The 18,591-nt window shown below is 70.6% G+C and carries 18 protein-coding genes and 3 tRNA genes; 12 read left to right on the top strand and 9 right to left on the bottom strand.

What is annotated here, in order from left to right; genetic code table 11:
• Positions 1-10: 10 nt before the first annotated feature.
• From Q5716_RS10380 to Q5716_RS10390, 3 genes are read left to right on the top strand one after another with little or no spacing between them, the layout of a single operon-like run.
• Complete coding sequence (locus Q5716_RS10380) at positions 11-826, top strand: carbohydrate ABC transporter permease (protein WP_305003065.1); 816 nt, start codon at positions 11-13, stop codon at positions 824-826.
• A 17-nt stretch (positions 827-843) separates the two neighbouring features.
• A complete protein-coding gene (locus Q5716_RS10385; RefSeq protein WP_305003066.1) occupies positions 844-1,821 on the top strand; it encodes an acetylxylan esterase in 978 nt (325 codons plus the stop codon).
• On the top strand, positions 1,797-2,828 hold the full coding sequence (locus tag Q5716_RS10390; RefSeq protein ID WP_305003067.1) for a hydroxyacid dehydrogenase: 1,032 nt from the start codon (positions 1,797-1,799) through the stop codon (positions 2,826-2,828). The genes Q5716_RS10385 and Q5716_RS10390 overlap by 25 nt, the downstream gene beginning before the upstream one ends.
• 1 nt (position 2,829) lies before the next feature.
• Here Q5716_RS10390 and Q5716_RS10395 read toward each other — a convergent pair whose 3' ends face one another.
• Genes Q5716_RS10395 through Q5716_RS10410 form a run of 4 tightly spaced genes read right to left on the bottom strand, consistent with a single transcriptional unit; the run spans position 2,830 to position 6,515 of the window.
• A complete protein-coding gene (locus Q5716_RS10395; RefSeq protein WP_305003068.1) occupies positions 2,830-3,957 on the bottom strand; it encodes a zinc-binding dehydrogenase in 1,128 nt (375 codons plus the stop codon).
• A complete protein-coding gene (locus Q5716_RS10400; protein ID WP_305003069.1) occupies positions 3,954-4,793 on the bottom strand; it encodes a fumarylacetoacetate hydrolase family protein in 840 nt (279 codons plus the stop codon). The genes Q5716_RS10395 and Q5716_RS10400 overlap by 4 nt, the downstream gene beginning before the upstream one ends.
• Positions 4,780-5,496 carry a hypothetical protein gene (locus Q5716_RS10405; protein WP_305003070.1) on the bottom strand — a complete coding sequence of 239 codons (717 nt, stop codon included), beginning with the start codon at positions 5,494-5,496 and terminating at the stop codon, positions 4,780-4,782. The genes Q5716_RS10400 and Q5716_RS10405 overlap by 14 nt, the downstream gene beginning before the upstream one ends.
• Positions 5,496-6,515, bottom strand: coding sequence for an NAD-dependent epimerase/dehydratase family protein (locus Q5716_RS10410; protein ID WP_305003071.1), 1,020 nt, complete (start codon positions 6,513-6,515; stop codon positions 5,496-5,498). The genes Q5716_RS10405 and Q5716_RS10410 overlap by 1 nt, the downstream gene beginning before the upstream one ends.
• A 93-nt stretch (positions 6,516-6,608) precedes the next feature.
• On the opposite strand from Q5716_RS10410, the gene Q5716_RS10415 reads away from it, so the two are divergent.
• A complete protein-coding gene (locus tag Q5716_RS10415; RefSeq protein ID WP_305003072.1) occupies positions 6,609-7,820 on the top strand; it encodes a PucR family transcriptional regulator in 1,212 nt (403 codons plus the stop codon).
• 25 nt (positions 7,821-7,845) lie between these two features.
• On the opposite strand, the gene Q5716_RS10420 is transcribed toward Q5716_RS10415, so the two are convergent.
• The 4 genes from Q5716_RS10420 to Q5716_RS10435 all read right to left on the bottom strand — a co-directional run bounded on the left by Q5716_RS10420 (position 7,846) and on the right by Q5716_RS10435 (position 8,552).
• Complete coding sequence (locus Q5716_RS10420; protein ID WP_305003073.1) at positions 7,846-8,235, bottom strand: TraR/DksA family transcriptional regulator; 390 nt, start codon at positions 8,233-8,235, stop codon at positions 7,846-7,848.
• A gap of 34 nt (positions 8,236-8,269) precedes the next feature.
• Positions 8,270-8,345, bottom strand: a tRNA-Phe gene (locus Q5716_RS10425).
• A gap of 37 nt (positions 8,346-8,382) precedes the next feature.
• Positions 8,383-8,456, bottom strand: a tRNA-Asp gene (locus Q5716_RS10430).
• Between the two features lie 23 nt (positions 8,457-8,479).
• Positions 8,480-8,552 (bottom strand) — tRNA-Glu (locus Q5716_RS10435).
• A gap of 649 nt (positions 8,553-9,201) precedes the next feature.
• Between Q5716_RS10435 and Q5716_RS10440 the strand changes: the two genes are divergently transcribed.
• Both Q5716_RS10440 and Q5716_RS10445 read left to right on the top strand, forming a co-directional pair.
• A complete protein-coding gene (locus tag Q5716_RS10440; protein WP_305003074.1) occupies positions 9,202-10,443 on the top strand; it encodes a M23 family metallopeptidase in 1,242 nt (413 codons plus the stop codon).
• A 24-nt stretch (positions 10,444-10,467) separates the two neighbouring features.
• On the top strand, positions 10,468-11,652 hold the full coding sequence (locus Q5716_RS10445; protein ID WP_305003075.1) for a C40 family peptidase: 1,185 nt from the start codon (positions 10,468-10,470) through the stop codon (positions 11,650-11,652).
• An 86-nt stretch (positions 11,653-11,738) separates the two neighbouring features.
• Here Q5716_RS10445 and Q5716_RS10450 read toward each other — a convergent pair whose 3' ends face one another.
• Positions 11,739-12,224 carry an inorganic diphosphatase gene (locus Q5716_RS10450; RefSeq protein WP_305003076.1) on the bottom strand — a complete coding sequence of 162 codons (486 nt, stop codon included), beginning with the start codon at positions 12,222-12,224 and terminating at the stop codon, positions 11,739-11,741.
• A gap of 48 nt (positions 12,225-12,272) precedes the next feature.
• Between Q5716_RS10450 and tilS the strand changes: the two genes are divergently transcribed.
• The 6 genes from tilS (at position 12,273) to folP (ending at position 18,589) form a co-directional block, all read left to right on the top strand.
• Positions 12,273-13,253: a tRNA lysidine(34) synthetase TilS gene (gene tilS / locus Q5716_RS10455; RefSeq protein ID WP_305003077.1), complete on the top strand. Its 981-nt coding sequence runs from the start codon at positions 12,273-12,275 to the stop codon at positions 13,251-13,253.
• Between the two features lie 9 nt (positions 13,254-13,262).
• Positions 13,263-13,817: a hypoxanthine phosphoribosyltransferase gene (hpt, locus tag Q5716_RS10460; protein WP_305003078.1), complete on the top strand. Its 555-nt coding sequence runs from the start codon at positions 13,263-13,265 to the stop codon at positions 13,815-13,817.
• Positions 13,818-13,943: 126 nt separating this feature from the next.
• A complete protein-coding gene (locus tag Q5716_RS10465; RefSeq protein ID WP_305003079.1) occupies positions 13,944-15,002 on the top strand; it encodes a nidogen-like domain-containing protein in 1,059 nt (352 codons plus the stop codon).
• A gap of 194 nt (positions 15,003-15,196) precedes the next feature.
• Positions 15,197-17,203: an ATP-dependent zinc metalloprotease FtsH gene (gene ftsH, locus Q5716_RS10470; protein ID WP_305003080.1), complete on the top strand. Its 2,007-nt coding sequence runs from the start codon at positions 15,197-15,199 to the stop codon at positions 17,201-17,203.
• Between the two features lie 10 nt (positions 17,204-17,213).
• Positions 17,214-17,810, top strand: a complete 597-nt coding sequence (folE, locus tag Q5716_RS10475) for a GTP cyclohydrolase I FolE (RefSeq protein WP_305003081.1) — start codon at positions 17,214-17,216, stop codon at positions 17,808-17,810.
• A complete protein-coding gene (gene folP / locus Q5716_RS10480) occupies positions 17,807-18,589 on the top strand; it encodes a dihydropteroate synthase (protein WP_305003082.1) in 783 nt (260 codons plus the stop codon). The genes folE and folP overlap by 4 nt, the downstream gene beginning before the upstream one ends.
• The last annotated feature ends 2 nt before the right edge of the window (positions 18,590-18,591 follow it).

An 18,591-nucleotide genomic window follows, 5' to 3' on the forward strand; every position in this document is an offset into this window, starting at 1 on the left:
CAACCGCCTCGTGCGATGGACCCGGCGTTCCGGCTGGGCCCCGCACATCCCGCTCATCATCGTCGCCGCGGCGACCGCCTTCCCCTTCTACGTCATGATCGTGATGTCGATCTCGACCCCGGGGCCCTTCGACCTGCCCGGCTCGCTCATCCCGACCAAGATCGACCTCGGCCCCTACATCGAGGCGATCTCCGGGGCGAATCTCGGGCGGTGGTTCATCAACACCGTGCTGTTCGCGGGACTCGCCGTCGTCCTCACGCTGTTCCTGGCCTCGCTCGCGGGCTATGCGTTCGCGAAGAAGAACTTCAAGGGGCGCGACATCCTGTTCTGGATGTGTGTGGCGGTGCTCATGGTGCCCGGCCAGCTGTACCTGATCCCGCAGTTCATCCTCATCTCGCGACTCGGGCTCGTCGACACGTTCGCCGGACTCCTGCTGCCCGGCATCGCGAGCGTGCAGGCCCTCTTCCTGATGCGGCAGTTCATCCGCGGCATCCCGGATGAACTGCTCGAAGCCGCGCGCATCGACGGGGCCGGCGACTTCCGGATCTTCTTCCAGATCGTGCTACCGCTGTGCGGTCCGGTGCTCGCGACCCTCGGGATCTTCACCTTCCTCTGGCACTGGAACGAGTTCCTCTGGCCGCTCATCGTCACGCGCAGCCCGGAGAACTACACGCTCACGCTCGGCTTGAACTCCCTCAAGGCGCAGGAGCTCTCGTTCAACGCCGAGATGGCGGCGTCGGTCATCACCCTCGTGCCGGTCGTCATCGTCTTCCTCATCTTCCAGCGTCATTTCGTCCGCGGTGTCATGACCAGCGGCATCAAGTAGTCCAGGAGCCGTTCGACATGCAGTTCGATTTCCCGCTCGAGAAGTTGCGCGAGCACCGCCCCCCGCTGAACGAGCCGAGCGACTTCGACGAGTTCTGGAGCACGACCCTCGCCGAGGCGCGCGCGCACGACATCGACGTGCGCATGGAGGAGGTGCACCTCGGTCTCGCCGGGGTGACGACCTACGACTTCTCCTTCGCCGGCTTCGGCGGCCACCGCATCAGCGCGTGGCTCCGGGTGCCGACGGACGCGCCCGCGCCCCTCCCGGCGTACGTGCAGTTCCACGGCTACCGCGGCGGCCGGTCGTGGGCGCACGAGCCGCAGCTGTGGCCGCTCGCCGGATTCGCCCACCTGTCCGTCGACACCCGCGGTCAGGGCGGCGGCGGGTGGAACGCCGGCGGCACACCCGACCCCGTCGGGGGCTCCGGCCCGGAGGCGTCCGGGTGGCTCACTCGAGGCATCCTGTCCCCCCAGGATGCCTACTACCGCAGGGTGTTCTGCGACGCGGCTCGCGCGGTCGACGCCGTGCGCGCGGTCGACGCGGTCGACGCGACGAAGGTGTTCGTCGGGGGCGTGAGCCAGGGCGGCGGAATCGCGTTGGCCGCCGCGGGGCTGAGCGACGGGCTCGCGGGGGTCACCGCCGATGTGCCGTTCCTCTGCGACTTCCCCGAGGCCGTCGCGCTCGCCGACGAGACCAGCAACGGGTACGGCGAGATCGTCCATCTCCTGCGCACGCACATCGACTGGGAGGAGACCGTCTTCCGCACCCTGTCGTACGTGGATGCCGCGACCCTCGCCACTCGCGCGACGGCACCGGCGCTCATGTCCGTCGGACTCATGGACGCCGTCTGTGCGCCGCGCACCGTCTTCGCCGCGTACAACGGCTACGGCTCGGACGACAAGGACATCGCGATCTACCCGTACGCGGCTCACGAGGGCGGCGGCCAGCGGCAGGAGTGGAGGAAGCTGGAGTGGCTCCGGTCACGCCTGGGCTGAGCGCGGCTCCCCGGCGGGAACGACCCACGGTCGTTCTCAGCATGTGGCCCGACATCCTGCCCGATGTCTTTCCCGCTCCCCTCCTCGAGGAGCTGTCGCGGCACGCGGATGTGCTGTCGACGCGAGCGGTGTCCGAGCTCGACGCCGACGGTCTCGCTCAGCTCGAGCGCGCCGATGTGCTCATCACCAGCTGGGGCGGGGTCACGATCGACGCCGAGACGCTGCGCCACGCCCCTCGCTTGAAGGCGATCATCCACGCCGCCGGCTCCGTGAAGGGCCACCTCACGCCCGACGTCTGGGATGCGGGCGTGCTCGTCAGCTCGGCGGTGGAGATCGGCGCGATCCCCGTGATCGAGTACACGCGGGCCATGGTCTTCCTCGCCTCGCACCGGGTGATCTCCCTCGCAGGGTCGTACCGCTCGGGCACCTTCGTGCCGGTCGGCGGGCGGCAGGGCAAGGTCGGCCTGCGCGTGGGGGTCGTCGGTGCGTCGAGGATCGGCGCGGCCGTCATCCGGAGCCTCGTCGCCGAGGGGTGGACGGTCAGCGCCTACGACCCCGTCGTCGGCGATGAGCGGCTGCGCGAGCTCGGCGCGACCCCGCTGCCGCTCGACGAGCTGTGCCGCTCGAGCGACATCCTCACCCTGCACGCGCCCTCGATCCCCGAGACCGATCGCATGATCGACGCCCGCCGCCTCGCGATGCTGCCGGACGGCGCCACCGTCATCAACTCGGCTCGCGGGTCGCTCATCGACCACGACGCGCTCGAGGCCGAGTGCGCGAGCGGCCGGATCGACGCCATCCTCGACGTCACCGAGCCCGAACCCCTGCCCGCGGGCAGCGGATTGCTCCAGCTCTCGAACGTCTTCGTCTCGCCGCACGCGGCCGGCATCCAGGGCAGCGAGCGCGCGCTCCTCGGGGCGTTCGCGATCGAGGAGCTGCGCCGCTACCTCGACGGAGAGCCGCTGCTCGGGCTCGTCCGTCAGGAGGTGCTCGGCACGATCGCCTGACTCAGCGCATCCGCACGATCGCGCGGCCGTTGATCGCCCGAGCGGCGAGGTCGTCGAACGCGGTCGCGACGTGGTCGAGATCGTACGAGCGGGTGACGGTGTCGGTGACCGAGAGGCTGCCCTCGCGAGCGAGCCGGACGACCTCCGGCAGGTCGCTTCGCGTGCGGGCGCCGAAGGACCCGACGATGCTCTGCGCGCGACGGACGAGAGGGGTGATCGGGATGCTCGCCGCCGCGTCCCCCGCGGCGATCCCCACCGCGACCGCCCTGCCCCCTTCCGCGAGCATCCCCACGGCCTGCTGCAGCGTCGTCGGCGTGCCGATCGCCTCGAACGCGACATCCACGCCCCCGCCGCTCGACTCGCGGACGACGGGCACGGGGTCCCCGGCAGTGAGGGAGTTGACGGCGTGGGTGGCCCCGAGGTCGAGGGCGGTCTGCAGCTTCGAGTCGTCGAGATCGACGGCCACGACCATCCCGGCGCCCGCGGCGCGGGCGAGCTGCACGATCGACAGGCCGATCCCGCCGACCCCGATGACGGCAACGGTGTCGCCCTCGCGCACGCCTGCCGCGCGGTGCACGGCGCCGAACGAGGTGAGCCCGGCGCAGCCGAGCACCGCCGACTCGAACTCGGGCAGGTCGTGAGGCAGCGGGGCGAGTGCAGTGAGCGGGATGACGCAGTACTCGGCGAGACCGGCCATGGAGTACATGGCGAGCGGGCTGCCGTCGGCGCGGGCGAGCCGGCTGCTGCCGTCGAAGAGCACGCCGCGGCGGCGGTTCTGCTCGAAGAAGGGCTCGCACAGGTCGTCCCGGCCGGCGAGGCACCGCCGACAGGTGCCGCACGGCATGATGAACGCCCCGACCACTCGCTCACCGAGCTCGATGCCCGCGGGCACCTGCTCGGGCGTCGTGCCGAGACCGATCTCGACGACCCGGCCGGAGATCTCGTGGCCGAGCACCGCGGGGGCGGGGAACGCGACCTCTCCCTTCATGACGTGCAGGTCGGTGTGGCAGACGCCGCACGCCGACACCTGCACGAGGGCCTCCCCGGCGTGCGGGACGGGGATCGGGATGCTCTCCACCCGCAGCGGCGAGCCGGGCTCCCACACGGCCGCCCTCATCGTGCCGCTCACCGCTGGCCCCGCATGACGTGGCGGAGCGAGCCGATGCCCTCGATCACGGTCTCGACCACCTGACCCTCGCGCAGATACACCGGCGGCGTCTGGCCCAGCCCCACCCCCTCGGGCGTGCCCGTGAAGATGAGATCGCCGGGGAGGAGGGTCACGATGCGGGACAGGTACGCGACGAGCTGGGGAACGCTGAAGACGAGATCGGAGGTGCGGGAGTCCTGACGCACCTCGGAGTCGATGATCGTCGTGACTCGCAGGTCGTCCGGGTCGGCGAACTCGTCGACGGAGACGAGCTCCGGGCCGATCGGAGCGAACCCCGGGTACGACTTGCCGAGGCTGAACTGCGGCGGGGAGCCGGCGTTCTGGAGCTGACGGTCTGAGAAGTCCTGGCCCGCGGTGAGCCCGGCGACGTGCGCCCAGGCATCCGACTCGTCGACCTCGCGGGTCTCCCGGCCGATCACGACGACGAGCTCGACCTCCCAGTCCACGCTCGAGCCCGGCAGGGCGACCTCGCCCACCGGGCCGGCGATCGCGCTCGCGAACTTGGTGAAGACGAGCGGCACGGTCGGCACGGGGAGGCCCGACTCGACGGCATGGCGCACGTAGTTGAGGCCGATCGCGAAGATCTGCCGTGGTCGCGGCACGGGAGGCCCGAGGCGGGCGGGATCGACGGGTTCGGCGCCCGAGGGCGCGGATTCGGACCACTCGAGCAGGGCATCCCAGTCGTCGAAGGCCGACATCGGGTCGGGGCCGAAGCGCCCGTCGCTCGCGCGGTGGACGTCGATGGCGCCGTCCGGCGTGATGAGGGCGAGGCGGCCGTCGAGGTTAGCGATCCGCATGTCCGAGTCCTTCCTGCAGTGCGTCGTGGCTGAGGTCAACGATCAGGTCGTAGAGCCGGGCGGGTTCGAGCACCGTCGCGCCGAGCTGCTCGAGCCGCCGCTGGACGCCGACGAGCCAGCTCGGCTCCGCCACGGGGGAGAGGTCGACGACGAGGAGGGCGGGGCCGAGGCTCTCCGTGCCGGCCTGACCCTCCTGGGTGCTCGCCTTCGCGGCCGTCGCCGCCGTATCGGGCTCGAAGAACAGGGCCGACAGGATCTGCCGGCTCTCGCGAGCCTGCGGCAGGATGCTCGACTCGAGCACCTCCGCGACGCCTACCGTCGTCTCGGGGTCGAGCTCGATGACCGCGACCCGCCCGGAGGTGGCGAGGCCGTCGCGGGCGGTGATCCGAGCGGCCGCGCGGCGGAACAGGGCGAACTTCGCCACGACCTCGCGAGTCAGCTCGGTCGGGCTGTTCAGCCGGGCCAGGTAGGGCGCCGACGCGAGCACGTCGACGCTCCCCGTCGTGTACACGGTGAGGTACCGGCCGGGGGAGCGCTCGTCGACGGCGCGGAACCGCCGCCCCCGGATGAACCCCGGCACGCCGACCCGCTCCTCCAGGTGCTGGCCGAGGTACCACTCCTCGAAGAGCTCGTAGTCGCTGTCGTGGACGTCGATCCAGTTGATGAGCGCGCCCGTGCCGACCGATCTGCGGTCCGCGCCCATCAGAACCCGCCGTCGCGGATCTGGAACTTCGTGGGCTTGCCGATCGTCGGCCCGGATGCCTCGACCCAGTCGCCGACCTTCTCGATCATCCGCTGGAGCGTCGTCGTGGGGAACCCGAACTCCGCCTGGAGCTCGCTGCCGTCGAGCACGTACGCCGTGCCGGACTCGACGCCCTCGAACACCGGCTCCACGCCGAACCGCTCGGCGAAGCGGTGGGCCAGCCAGCGGACCGAGACGATCTCCGGCCCGGTGATGTTGAGGGCCCGCGGCGGCGAGGACGCGAGGCGGAGGCTGCGCAGTGCGTAGGCCGCGACATCCTGCTGCCAGATCACGCTCGTGTGACCCATCTCCAGCGGGATCGCCGCGCCGTCCTTGACCGCTTGCGCGATCTCCAGCAGCACGCCGTACCGCGTCTCGATCGAGTAGGCCAGGCGGAACAGCAGGACGGGGGTGCCGTTGACGCGGGAGAAGTGCTCGAAGACGCGCTCGCGGCCGACGCAGGATGCCGCGTACTCGCCGAGCGGGCCGGGCGGGTCGGTCTCGCGGGAGCCGCCGGTCCCCGCATCGGCGAGGGGGTACGTGACGAGCGTGGAGAACGCGACGATGCGCGAGTCGCGGTAGCGCTGCGCGACGCGACCGGGGAGGTAGGAGTTCATCATCCACGTCGTGTGCTCGTCGCCGACGGTGCCGAACTTCTTGCCCGCCATGTAAACCACGTTGGCCGCGTCCGGCAGCGCGGCGAGCTGCTCGTCGTCGGTGAGGTCGGCAGGCACGGGGATGACCCCGTAGCGCTCGAGGGATGCCCGGGCGCGCGCATCGCTGAAGCGCGCCACCCCGTACACCTTCTTGTCCAGACCGGCTGCCGCGATCGCCCGCTGCGCCATGATGGCGACGCTCGGGCCGACCTTGCCGCCGACACCGAGGACGACGACGTCTCCGTCGAGGGCGGCGAGGTCCTCCGCGACCCCGGGCGTCGGATCGGACAGTTCTTCCTCGATGAGGTCCAGTGAATCCACCACGGTGCTCCTTTGCTTGACGTGCAGTTCCAGGCTGACGTGCGATAGACACAATCGCCATGGCAGAAATGACCCCGTTGCGCCTACTCTGCTGTGGTGGTTTCACAATCGAGTCGGTACCGTCCCGACATCGCCGAGCTGACAGCGCGAGCATCCGCCCTTATGTGGCAGGTCTACCCGGGCTACTCGCCCGACTTCTTCGACGAGAACGAGCTAAGGGCCTCGGTGCGGCTCACCATCGAGCTCGCGTCCGAGGTCATCGATCGGGGGTCCGCGGCGCCGGGAGCGGGCAAGGATGCCGGGCTCCTCGGTCGGCGGCGGGCCGCGCAGTCCGTGCCGCTCGAGTCGGTCATCCAGGCGTACCGCTCCGCCGAGCGCGTGATGATGCTCGACCTCCTCGCGGCGTCGGAGTCGTGGCCGCACGGACTCATCGAACGGCGAGTGGAGCTGCTGCTGACCACCTTCGACCTGCTCACGGACGGCATGATCGCCGCCTACCGCGAGACCGCGACCGCCATGGATGCCTCGCGTCGGCGGTCAGAGCTCCAACTCGTGCGACTCGTGGTCGAGGCCGACCCGGCCGACGAGGCGCTGCTCGTCGAGGGCGCCCGCACCCTCGGGGTGCCCCTGAAGGGCCCGTGGCTCGCCATCGCGTTCGACGTCCACACGGCGGGCGAGCAGCAGGACCCCGAGCACGACCGGCTGGAGGTGGAGAGGGTCCGTCGTCGGCTCGGCACCGCGCTCCACCCCGTCGCGAAGGCGGTGCTGACGGGGGAGCAGGGGGGACTCCCCCTCGCGCTCGTGTGCGCGCGGGACGATCGCGAGGCGGTGGTGCGCAGCATCCGGGACCTCGTGGAGGCCTTCGACGGCGACGCGCGCATCCGCGTGGGGGTGGGCGAGTCGAGCGCCGAGCTCGCGCGACTGGCGTCGTCGTGCCATCAGGCGGCGGCCGCAGCGCGGGCGGGGGCGCGGTCGCGGGAGCCGCGCGTCGTCGTCGAGCACCACGACGCGCTCGTCGACATCCTCCTCGACGGTCGGCCCTCAGCGGCCGCGGCCCTCGTCGAGTCGCGGCTCGCTCCTCTCGACGGTCACCCGTACCTCGTCGAGACCGTGCAGGCCCTCCTCGAGAACGACCTCTCGCAGTCCCGTGCGGCGCGGGCGCTGTTCGTGCACGTCAACACGATCGCCCACCGCATCCGCCGCATCGAGGAGCTGACCGGCTACTCGCCCGTGCGGCACGCCGACGCCGTCGAGTTCGCCCTCGCCCTCCGGTGGGGGGACGGGGATGCCGCGGCGCGGGATCGCTGATCCCCGCGGCTCTCGCCGGCTCGGGTCAGTGCGACGCGCAGGTGACGCAGCGGTCCGCCCACGGCCGGACGCGGAGCCGGGCATCCGGTATCTGCCGACCGCAGTCGACGCACGTGCCGAACGTGCCCAGCCGGATGCGTTCGAGCGCGCGATCGACCTCGTCGAGGCTCGCTCGCGCGTCAGCGTGGAGGCTCGTGATGCGCGACCAGTCGGACGCGAGCGTCGATCCCTCCGGGTCGTGCTCGTCGTCGGCCGTTCCGTCGGAGCGGGCCAAACGGATCCCGGCGAGCTCGTCGCCCGAGGCGTCGATCGCCTCGAGGATCGTCCGGCGGCGATCCAACAGCAGCGATTCGAAGGGGTCCATCAGCTCGACGATACGCGCAGCCGCAGGGTCGGGGAACGGGCGGTCGGACATGACGAAAGCCCCCGCATACTGCGAGGGCTTCGAGTGGTGGCTCCGACGGGCGTCGATCCCGTGACCTCACGATTTTCAGTCGTGCGCTCTACCAACTGAGCTACAGAGCCGTGGGGAACGGCAACTGGCGAGAGAAGCCGTACCTTGCGACCCTGACCGGACTTGAACCGGCGACCTCCGCCGTGACAGGGCGGCGCGCTAACCAACTGCGCTACAGGGCCAAGCTATTTCGTTCTGTGTTTCGTGACCCCAACGGGATTCGAACCCGTGTTAACGCCGTGAAAGGGCGCCGTCCTAGGCCACTAAACGATGGGGCCTCGCAGTCAGACCGCTTAGCTACCGAGGGACAAGCATACGGGGGCGCGCGCGAATTGCCAAACCAGCGTGGGGGCGGTGCCCTGTCGGCACCGGGCCAGCGCTGTCGGCACTCGCATCCTGTCCGCATCCTGTCCGAATCGACGGAGATCGCGCGGCAGGCGCGCGCTGTTCCGCGCGATTGGGGGCCGGATGCCTCGGCTCTCCGTCGTTTCGGACGGCGACAGCCGCGCGGTGTGTGCTCGGTCGGAGTTTCGGGGCTTCGCGCCGCGGGGGGCCTGCGGGGGAGCAGAATCTCCGACCGAAGGCCGCGCGCCGACCCGCCCCACCCGAAACGACGGAGATCGCGCCGCGGGCGCGCCCGGTTCCGCACGATGGGGGCCCGGATGCCCCGGGTCTCCGTCTTTTCGGAAATGGGGGCTTTTCGGACAAGGGGCACTCCGCAGCGACCGCCACACCCGCGCATCCGATTCCCCGAAAGCGCGCGGATGTCCGCGCCCCCGGCACCACGCCGGGTTACGTTCAACCCGGCGTTGAACGTTCGCAGCGCCATCCAGTACTGGGCAAGACCGCGTCGTGTTGCTACTGTTAGCAATGTTATTTGTGTTAACAGCGTGACTTCACGCGGCCTGTGACACGATTCGGGGACTCATGAGCAAGACGCGCTTCGGCCAGGGGGCACTCAGCGCGGCGACCGGCGCACGACCGCGCCGCCTCGTCGCGATCGCCGCTGTGCTCGCCACGCTCGTCACGGGCACCATCCTCGGCAGCACTCCGCCGGCGTTCGCGAAGGACTACCCCACGTGGGACGACGTCGCCGCGGTGCGCAACGACGAGGCGGCCACGAAGAACCAGATCGCCGCGATCGAGGCGCTCCTCGGCCAGCTCGAGGCGGAGGTCAAGCGCACGCAGGAGGACGCCCAGAAGAAGGGTGAGATCTGGGGCGCCGCCGACTCCAAGTTCCAGGCGGCGTCCGCCCGGGCGGCGAACCTCCTGGAGCAGGCGGAGGCAGCGGATGCCGCGGCCACCCAGTCCGAGCAGCGGGCCGGCCAGATGGCGGCGCAGCTCGTGCGCGCCGGCGGCGGGGATGTCACGGCCAACCTCCTGGCGAACTCCGGCAACGCCGACAGCCTGCTCTACGGCCTCGGTATGTCGAGCAAGATCGCGGAGCAGGCCAACGCGATCTACGAGCGCGCCCTCCTCGACCGCAACACCGCGCAGGCCCTCACCGACCAGGCCGAGGTCGCTCGCGACGAGCTCGAGGTGCTCAAGATCGCCGCCGAGAAGGCGTTCCAGGAGGCGCAGGCCGCGTCGCAGGCGGCGCAGGCCGCGCTCGCCGAGCAGCAGGACAACCAGGCCCGCCTCCAGCAGCAGCTCATCGTGCTCAAGGAGAAGCGCGCCGCGACCGAGGCGGACTACCTCGCGGGGGTGCAGGAGCGCATCAACTCGGGGGCCTCCCTCGACGCCGGCGAGATCAGCCTCAGCGGCTGGGCCAAGCCGGTCAATGGGCGCATCACCGACAACTTCGGCTACCGCATCCCGCCGACCTCCGGCGCGTCGAGCTACCACCAGGGCACCGATCTCGGCGCGGGCTGCGGCCAGCCGATCTTCGCGGCGAGCTCCGGCACCGTCGTGTACGCCGGCTGGAACGGCGGCTACGGCAACTTCATCCTCATCGACCACGGCGGCGGCGTGCAGACGGCTTACGGGCACATCGTCAACGGCGGCATCCTGGTCAGCTACGGCCAGAACGTCGGCGTCGGCACGCGCATCGCGAGCGTCGGCACGACCGGTGCGTCCACCGGCTGCCACCTTCACCTGGAGGTGCGCATCTGGGGTTCCGCGACCGACCCGGTGCCGTTCTTCCGAGGACAGGGAATCACGCTTGGCTAATCGCTCCGAAGTCAGGGAGCGGTGATGCGAGCGCGTTACCGCTACTTCGGAGCACCCATTGCGGCCGCGAGCCTGCTGCTGACGCTCGGCGTCGCGGCACCGGCATCCGCCGACGACTACCCGTCGTGGGACGACGTGCTCGCCGCGCGCGAGAACGAGGCGCAGACGCAAGCGGCGATCGACGAGATCGAGGGGCTCCTCGTGGGCCTCGAGAACGAGGCGGCCGAACTGGGGCGCACCGCCCAGATCAAGGCCGAGGAGTACAACGCCGCCCGCGTCGCCCTCGACACGGCGACCGCGCGCGCGGATCGGCTGGATGCCCAGGCCGACGCCGCCTCGGAGCGCGCCGAGCAGTCCAGCCAGCGTGCCGGGCAGCTCATCGCCCAGCTCGCGCGCACCGGAGGCGGCAGTCTCACGCTCGAGCTGTTCCTCAGCCCGAACGCGGACGACCTCCTCGGTGCCCTCGGCACGGCGAGCAAGGTGACGGAGCAGGCGCGCGAGATCTACGAGCAGGCGACCCTCGACCGCAACCTCGCCCAGTCGCTCACCGCCCAGGCGCGCGTCGCCGAGGTGGAGCGCCAGGAGGTCGCCGCCGACGCGCAGAAGGCGCTCGATGCGGCCAAGGCGGCGTCGGATGCCGCGGCCGCCCGAGTCGCGGAGCAGCAGGCCGCCTCCGACCAGATGTACGCCCAGCTCGCGACCCTCCGCGGCACGACCGCCGACGTCGAGGCCCGGTACATGGAGGGCGTCACCCAGGAGCAGGAGGAGCAGAACGCTCCGCCGCCCCCGAGCGGCGGCCCCGCGCCCAACCCGCCACCGCCCGCACCGAACGCGTCAGCGGCCGCCGGGGCGATCGCCTTCGCCTACGCCCAGCTCGGCGACCCGTACGTGTTCGCGGGCTCCGGCCCGGACGCGTGGGACTGCTCGGGACTCACCCAGGCGGCGTACGCGTCGGTCGGCGTGTACATCGGCGCCCACCTCGTGTCGAGCCAGTACTACACGATGGCGAACCAGGGCAGGTTGGTGCCGATCGGCCAGATGGTGGCGGGCGACCTCATCTTCTACGCCGATGGCGGCGGGTTCTACCACGTGACGCTCTACGTGGGCGGGGGCATGATGATCGAGGCCCCGCGGCCCGGAGTACCGGTGCGGGTGACCCCGGTGCGGTACTCCGACATCATGCCGTACGCGGGTCGGCCGACCCCGTAGGGGCGGCGGGGCGGGTGGCCCGACGCCCGAGACGGGCGTCGGCGCTGGCGACGCGCGAAGGCCAGAAATGGCCTTCGCCCCAAGCGTCAGCGCGCCTTGTACGCGGCGAGGCCGGCCTGCACGACCGCCTCGGCCTCGGCGGCGTCGCCCCAGCCGTCGATCTTGACCCACTTGCCGGGCTCGAGGTCCTTGTAGTGCTCGAAGAAGTGCTCGATCTCCTTCTTCGTGAACTCGGGGATGTCGGCGAGGTCCTGGATGTGGGCCCAGCGCGGGTCCTTCGCCTGGACGCAGATGACCTTCGCGTCGCTGCCGCCGTCGTCGGTCATGTTGAACACGGCGACCGGGCGCACCGAGATGCCGACGCCCGGGAAGGTGGGCGCGTCGAGCAGGATGAGCGCGTCCACCGGGTCGCCGTCGAGGCCGAGCGTGTGCTCGAAGAAGCCGTAGTCGGTCGGGTACTGGAACGTGGTGAAGAGGTAGCGGTCCAGGAAGACGCGACCGGTCTCGTGGTCGACCTCGTACTTGTTGCGGCTCCCGGCGGGAATCTCGACGACGACGTCGTAGGCGGCCATGCGTGTGCTCCTTGGATGATCGGCGGAATGCTGCACTAACGTTAGCTGATGCCGCCCGACCGCCCCAGACTCACCCCCGCGATCGCGGATGTGCGCCGGGCGGTGCGGGCGTCTCTCCCGTCCGACGGGCTCGTCATCGTCGCCCTCTCCGGCGGCCCCGACTCCCTCGCGCTCGCCGCCGCGACCGCGTTCGAGGCACCCCGCGCGGGGCTGCGCGCCGGCGCCGTGATCGTCGACCACGGTCTCCAGCCCGAATCGGCGGATGCCGCGGCGCACGCATCCCGCCAAGCCCACGCTCTCGGCCTCGACCCCGTGGAGCTCAGGCGAGTGGCGGTCGGCCGGGACGGCGGCCCCGAGGCCGCCGCCCGCGCCTCCCGGTACTCCGCACTCGAGTCCGTGGCGGCGCAGACCGGCGCGGTCGCGGTGCTCCTCGGCCACACGCTCGACGACCAGGCGGAGACCGTGCTGCTGGGTCTCGCCCGGGGCAGTGGGGCGACGAGCATCCGGGGCATGGAGCCGGTGTCGGGGCTGTACCGTCGGCCACTGCTGGGCATCCGGCGCGCGACGACGGTGCAGGCGTGCGCGGATGCCGGGCTCGAGCCCTGGCTCGACCCGCAGAACGACGACCCGGCGTTCACGCGGGTGCGGGTGCGTCGCACCGTGCTGCCCGTGCTCGAGCAGGAGCTCGGCCCGGGCATCCCGGAGGCGCTCGCGCGCACCGCGGAGCAGCTCCGGGAGGACGCCGACGCGCTCGACCACTTTGCGGAGGAGATCGCGGAAGACCTCGCCGAGCACTCGGAGGCCGGTATCTCGCTGCCCGTCAAGGCGCTCGAGGTGCAGCCGGCGGCGCTGCGGCAGCGGCTCATCCGGCTCGCGGTGGCGAGCGAGTTCCACGTGTCGCTCTCCCGCGCGCAGACCCTCGAGGTCGCGCGGCTCGTCACCGACTGGCACGGGCAGTCGGGAGTCGACCTGCCCGGCGTTAGGGTGGAACGGCGCAGCGGACTGCTCCACTTCACGGCCACGGGATAGGGAATCGCCATGGAATTCAGCGACGTCGAGAACGACCTGGCGGAGGTGCTCCTCACCGAGTCCGACATCCACGAGAAGATCGCCGAGCTCGCCCGGGCGATCGAGGCGGACTACGACGGCGAGAAGCTCCTCGTCGTCGGGGTGCTGCGCGGCGCCGTCATGGTGATGGCCGACCTCGCCCGCGAGCTCAAGCTGCCTGGCCTCGAGATGGACTGGATGGCGGTCTCCTCGTACGGCGCCGGCACCCAGTCGAGCGGTGTGGTGCGCATCCTCAAAGACCTCGACTCCGACCTCGAGGGGCGCAAGGTGCTCATCGTCGAGGACATCATCGACTCGGGCCTCACGCTGTCGTGGCTGCGCGCGAACCTCGAGAGCCGGGGGGCGGCATCCGTTGAGATCTGCGCTCTGCTGCGCAAGCCGGATGCCGCGAAGGTCGAGGTCGACGTGCGCTACGTGGGCTTCGACATCCCCAACAAGTTCGTCGTCGGCTACGGGCTCGACTTCGCGGAGAAGTACCGCAATCTGCGCGGCGTCGCCGTGCTCGCGCCGCACGTCTACTCCTGACCCGGTGCCCGAGGATGACCCCCGTTCTGGGGTCATACTCCGGAGGCGGGCTGTACCCCGCACCCGATAGGGTGATGCAGACGGCCGCACGGGGACGCGGTCGCATCCAAGGGGACGGAAACATCCATGCGCAACGTTGCGAAAACCACTCTGGCCGCACTCTCCGTAGCGGCGGTGATCACTCTGGGCATCCCCTCGGCTGCCTTCGCCGCAGGGCCTGGCGTCGGCGATGTGAGCGACGCCATGATCTACGGCACCGACGGGCCGGTCGGTTCGATCGTCGCGGAGCTCTCCGACGAGGACGACGACACGGAGACCGTGGCGCTGCCGTTCCCCATCAACTTCTTCGGGACCGCCTACGCGGCCCTCTGCATCAGCACCAACGGGGTGGTCTACCCGGTGCCGACCACCGCTGACAGCTGCGAGGACGAGTACGACGAGAACCTCGCGGACCTGGCCGAGGACTCGGAGGCTCCGGTGATCGCCGCGCTCGCCGCCGACATCGACCTCGAGAACAAGGTCGAGGACGCCGACGGCAACCCGATCACCGACGACGGCTTCGGTGTGCCGGCGGAGATATACTTCGGCACCACGACGGTCGACGGCAAGGACGCTGTCGTCATCACCTGGTACCGGGTCCAGATGTTCGACGACGACAACGACAAGACTCTGAGCAACACGTTCCAGATCGTGTTCATCAAGGAAGCGACGACCGACGGAGACACGGTCGGCTACGACTTCACCATCCAGTTCAACTTCGGCACCGCGACCGACCCGGAAGACGGCTACGTCGTCGACAGTGAGGAGTGCACCGATGAGGAGTCCGAGGAGACCCCCGTCGACTGCTACCGCTGGGGAGTTGGCTGGGCCAACTGGGATGGCACGACCGCTACCCCCTTCGAGCTGTTCCCGACGACCCCGCGCGGCGCGCTCGTCGACGGCGCCGCCACGTCGCTGACCGCCAACAGCCTCAACAGCTCCGTCCTCGGCCGCTACACGTGGGGCATGGTGGGCGGCGTGACCGTCGGCTTCGCCGTTCCCCAGATGGGCGGTGCGCCGGAGGCGGCGCCGCAGCTCGCGGCGACCGGTTCTGAGAACTCCGTGCTCGGCATCGCCGGCATCGGTCTCGCCGTGATCCTGGCCGGGGGCGTCCTGCTCCTGCGCCGCTCGGCGAAGAGCAGCTAGCAGCCCCCCCTGCTTGCAGCTTCCCTGTGAAGGGCGCGTCTTCCCCCGGACGCGCCCTTCACGCTTATCCGAGGGGATGCTCGTGCAGCGCTCCGCGCTGGGCGAACATCCAGCCCTCCTCCAGCGCAACACCGGTAGCCTTACAGGACGTTTCTCGTGAGGAAGGTGCCGGGGCGCCCAGAGCCCGGAACAACATGGACATCAAGCGCATTTTCCGCGGCCCGATCATCTACATCCTGCTCGCCATCGCAGTCGTCGCGATCGGCTCGAGCCTCCTCACTGCGAGCGGCTTCCGCGAGATCACCACGCAGGAGGGACTCGACCTCCTCAAGGGCACGACCGTCGAGTCGGCGAAGATCGTCGACGGCGAGCAGCGCGTAGACCTCACCCTGAGCGAGGCCGACGGCGACAACGGCACGAAGGTGCAGTTCTACTACGTCGCCCCCCGCGGCCCCGAGGTCATCGACGCGATCAACTCGGCGAAGCTCGACAACTTCGACGACGAGGTGCCGCAGACCAACTTCTTCACGAGTCTGCTGGGGATCCTCCTCCCGTTCCTCATCATCGGCGTCATCTTCTACTTCCTCCTGAGCCGCATGCAGGGCGGCGGCAACCGCGTCATGCAGTTCGGCAAGTCGAAGGCCAAGCTCGTCGGCAAGGAGGCCCCGAAGGTCACGTTCGCGGATGTCGCGGGCTCCGACGAGGCGATCGAGGAGCTCGAGGAGATCAAGGACTTCCTCAAGGACCCGGCGAAGTTCCAGGCCGTGGGAGCGCGCATCCCCAAGGGCGTGCTGCTCTATGGCCCTCCCGGAACCGGGAAGACGCTCCTCGCCCGCGCGACCGCCGGCGAGGCGGGCGTTCCCTTCTACACGATCTCCGGTTCGGACTTCGTCGAGATGTTCGTGGGTGTGGGTGCAAGCCGCGTGCGCGACCTGTTCGACCAGGCGAAGCAGAACTCGCCCGCGATCATCTTCATCGACGAGATCGACGCGGTCGGCCGTCACCGCGGTGCCGGTATCGGCGGCGGCAACGACGAGCGCGAGCAGACGCTCAACCAGCTGCTCGTCGAGATGGACGGCTTCGACGTCAAGACCAACGTCATCCTCATCGCGGCGACGAACCGCCCCGACGTGCTCGACCCCGCGCTCCTGCGCCCGGGCCGCTTCGACCGCCAGATCGGCGTCGACGCGCCCGACCTGCAGGGCCGCAAGCGCATCCTCGAGGTGCACGCCAAGGGCAAGCCGATGGCGGACGGCGTCAACCTCGAGGTGCTCGCCCGCAAGACGCCCGGCTTCACGGGGGCCGATCTCGCGAACGTGCTCAACGAGGCCGCGCTTCTCACCGCCCGCAGCAACGCGCAGCTCATCGACAACCGCGCCCTCGACGAGGCCGTCGACCGCGTCATGGCCGGCCCGCAGCGCCGCACCCGCCTGATGAACGACAAGGAGAAGCTCATCACGGCGTACCACGAGGGCGGCCACGCCCTCGCCGCGGCATCCATGCGCAACACCGACCCCGTGACGAAGGTGACGATCCTCCCGCGCGGTCGCGCCCTCGGCTACACGATGGTGCTCCCCCTCGAGGACAAGTACTCGGTCACCCGCAACGAGCTGCTCGACCAGCTCACGTACGCGATGGGTGGCCGCGTCGCCGAGGAGATCGTGTTCCACGACCCCACGACCGGGGCATCCAACGACATCGAGAAGGCGACGTCGATCGCGCGCCGCATGGTCACCGAGTACGGGATGTCGGCGCGCGTCGGCTCCGTGAAGCTCGGCCAGGCCTCGAGCGAGCCGTTCCTCGGCCGCGATATGGGCCACCAGCGCGACTACTCCGACACGATCGCCGAGACGATCGACGAGGAGGTGCGCGCGCTCATCGAGCAGGCGCACGACGAGGCGTGGCAGGTGCTCAACGCGAACCGTGACATCCTCGACAACCTCGCTACCGAGCTCCTCGAGAAGGAGACGCTCGATCACGAGCAGCTCGCCGCGATCTTCGAGAACGTCGAGAAGCTCCCCGAGCGCCCGACGTGGCTGTCGAGCGAGGCCCGACCGCTCTCCGACCGCCCGCCGGTCGCGATCCCGTCGAAGCTCCCCGTCGACGGCAGCCTCTCCGAGGGCGGCGTCGAGTCGGACTACCCGGAGAAGCCGAAGCGCGCTCCCCGGCCGCGCAAGACGCCCGGCATCGCGACCGCCTAGGAGGCCGCCCATGGCCATCGACTCCGGACGCATCGAAGCGGCCGTTGCCGACATCCTCGTCGCCATCGGCGAGGACCCGGCGCGACCGGGTCTCGAGTCGACCCCGCAGCGCGTCGCCCAGGCCTACGCCGACTTCTTCTCCGGCGTGGGTGTCGACCCGCGCGAGCACCTCGTGGACACCGTCGAGCTCGAGCCCGGTCAGCTCGGCGAGCTCGTCCTGCTGCGCGACATCGCGTTCCGCTCGATCTGCGAGCACCACCTGCTGCCCTTCCTCGGCACGGCCCACGTCGCGTACGTCCCGGGGTCGCGCGTCGTCGGCCTCGGCAAGCTCCCGCGCGTCGTCGAGACGCTCGCGTCCCGCCCGCAGCTGCAGGAGCGCCTCACCGAGGAGATCGCGGATGCCCTCGCCGACGGCCTCGACGCGGCGGGCGTGCTCGTGGTGCTCGACGCCGTGCACGGCTGCGTGTCCGCCCGGGGCGTGCGCCAGGCGACGAGCTCGACGGTGACGATGGCGACGCGCGGAACCCTCGCCGACCCGGTGCAGCGCGCCGAGGTCATGGCCCTCATCGGGGGCGGCAGCGGCGCCGGGAGCGGGGCCGCATCGTGACCCACATCCTCGCGATCCTCAACGTCACCCCCGACTCGTTCAGCGACGGCGGCGAGCTCGTCGACGCGGCGGCGGCCATCGCACGCGGAATCGAGCTGCGGGATGCCGGTGCCGACCTCGTCGACGTCGGTGGCGAGTCCACCCGCCCCGGTGCCTCGAGCATCAGCCCCGCCGAGGAGCTCGCCCGCGTCCTCCCCGTCGTCCGGGGACTCGTCGACGCGGGAGTGGCGGTGAGCGTCGACACGATGAACGCGAGCACGGCGGCGGAGGTGGCGGCGGCGGGAGCATCCGTCATCAACGACGTGTCGGGCGGGCTGCACGACCCCGAGATGTACCGGGTGGTAGCGGGACTCGACGTCGGCTACATCGCGATGCACTGGCGCGGCCCGAGCGGCACTGTCGCGGAGTACGGCGACGTCGTGGCCGACGTCCGTGCCGACCTCAAGGCGCGCGTCGCGGAGATGGCGGTGTGGGGCATCGACCCCGAGCGCGTCGTACTCGACCCGGGGCTGGGTTTCTCCAAGGACGCCGACCAGAACTGGCAACTGCTCGGGCGGCTCGACGAGCTCGCGAGCCTCGGGTTCCCGTTGCTGGTCGGGGCATCCCGCAAGAGGTTCCTGTCCCCGTGGGGGGCGAAGGCGAAGGAGCGCGACGAGGCCACCGCGGTCGTGAGCGCCCTCGCCGCTGCCTCCGGCGCGTGGGGCGTGCGCGTGCACGACGTCGCGTCGACGCGGCGCGCGCTCGACGTGCAGTCGGCGTGGGAAGGCGGTCGCGGCTAGTG

The organism is Antiquaquibacter soli (assembly GCF_030580675.1).
Taxonomy (GTDB): Bacteria; Actinomycetota; Actinomycetes; order Actinomycetales; family Microbacteriaceae; genus Rhodoglobus; species Rhodoglobus soli.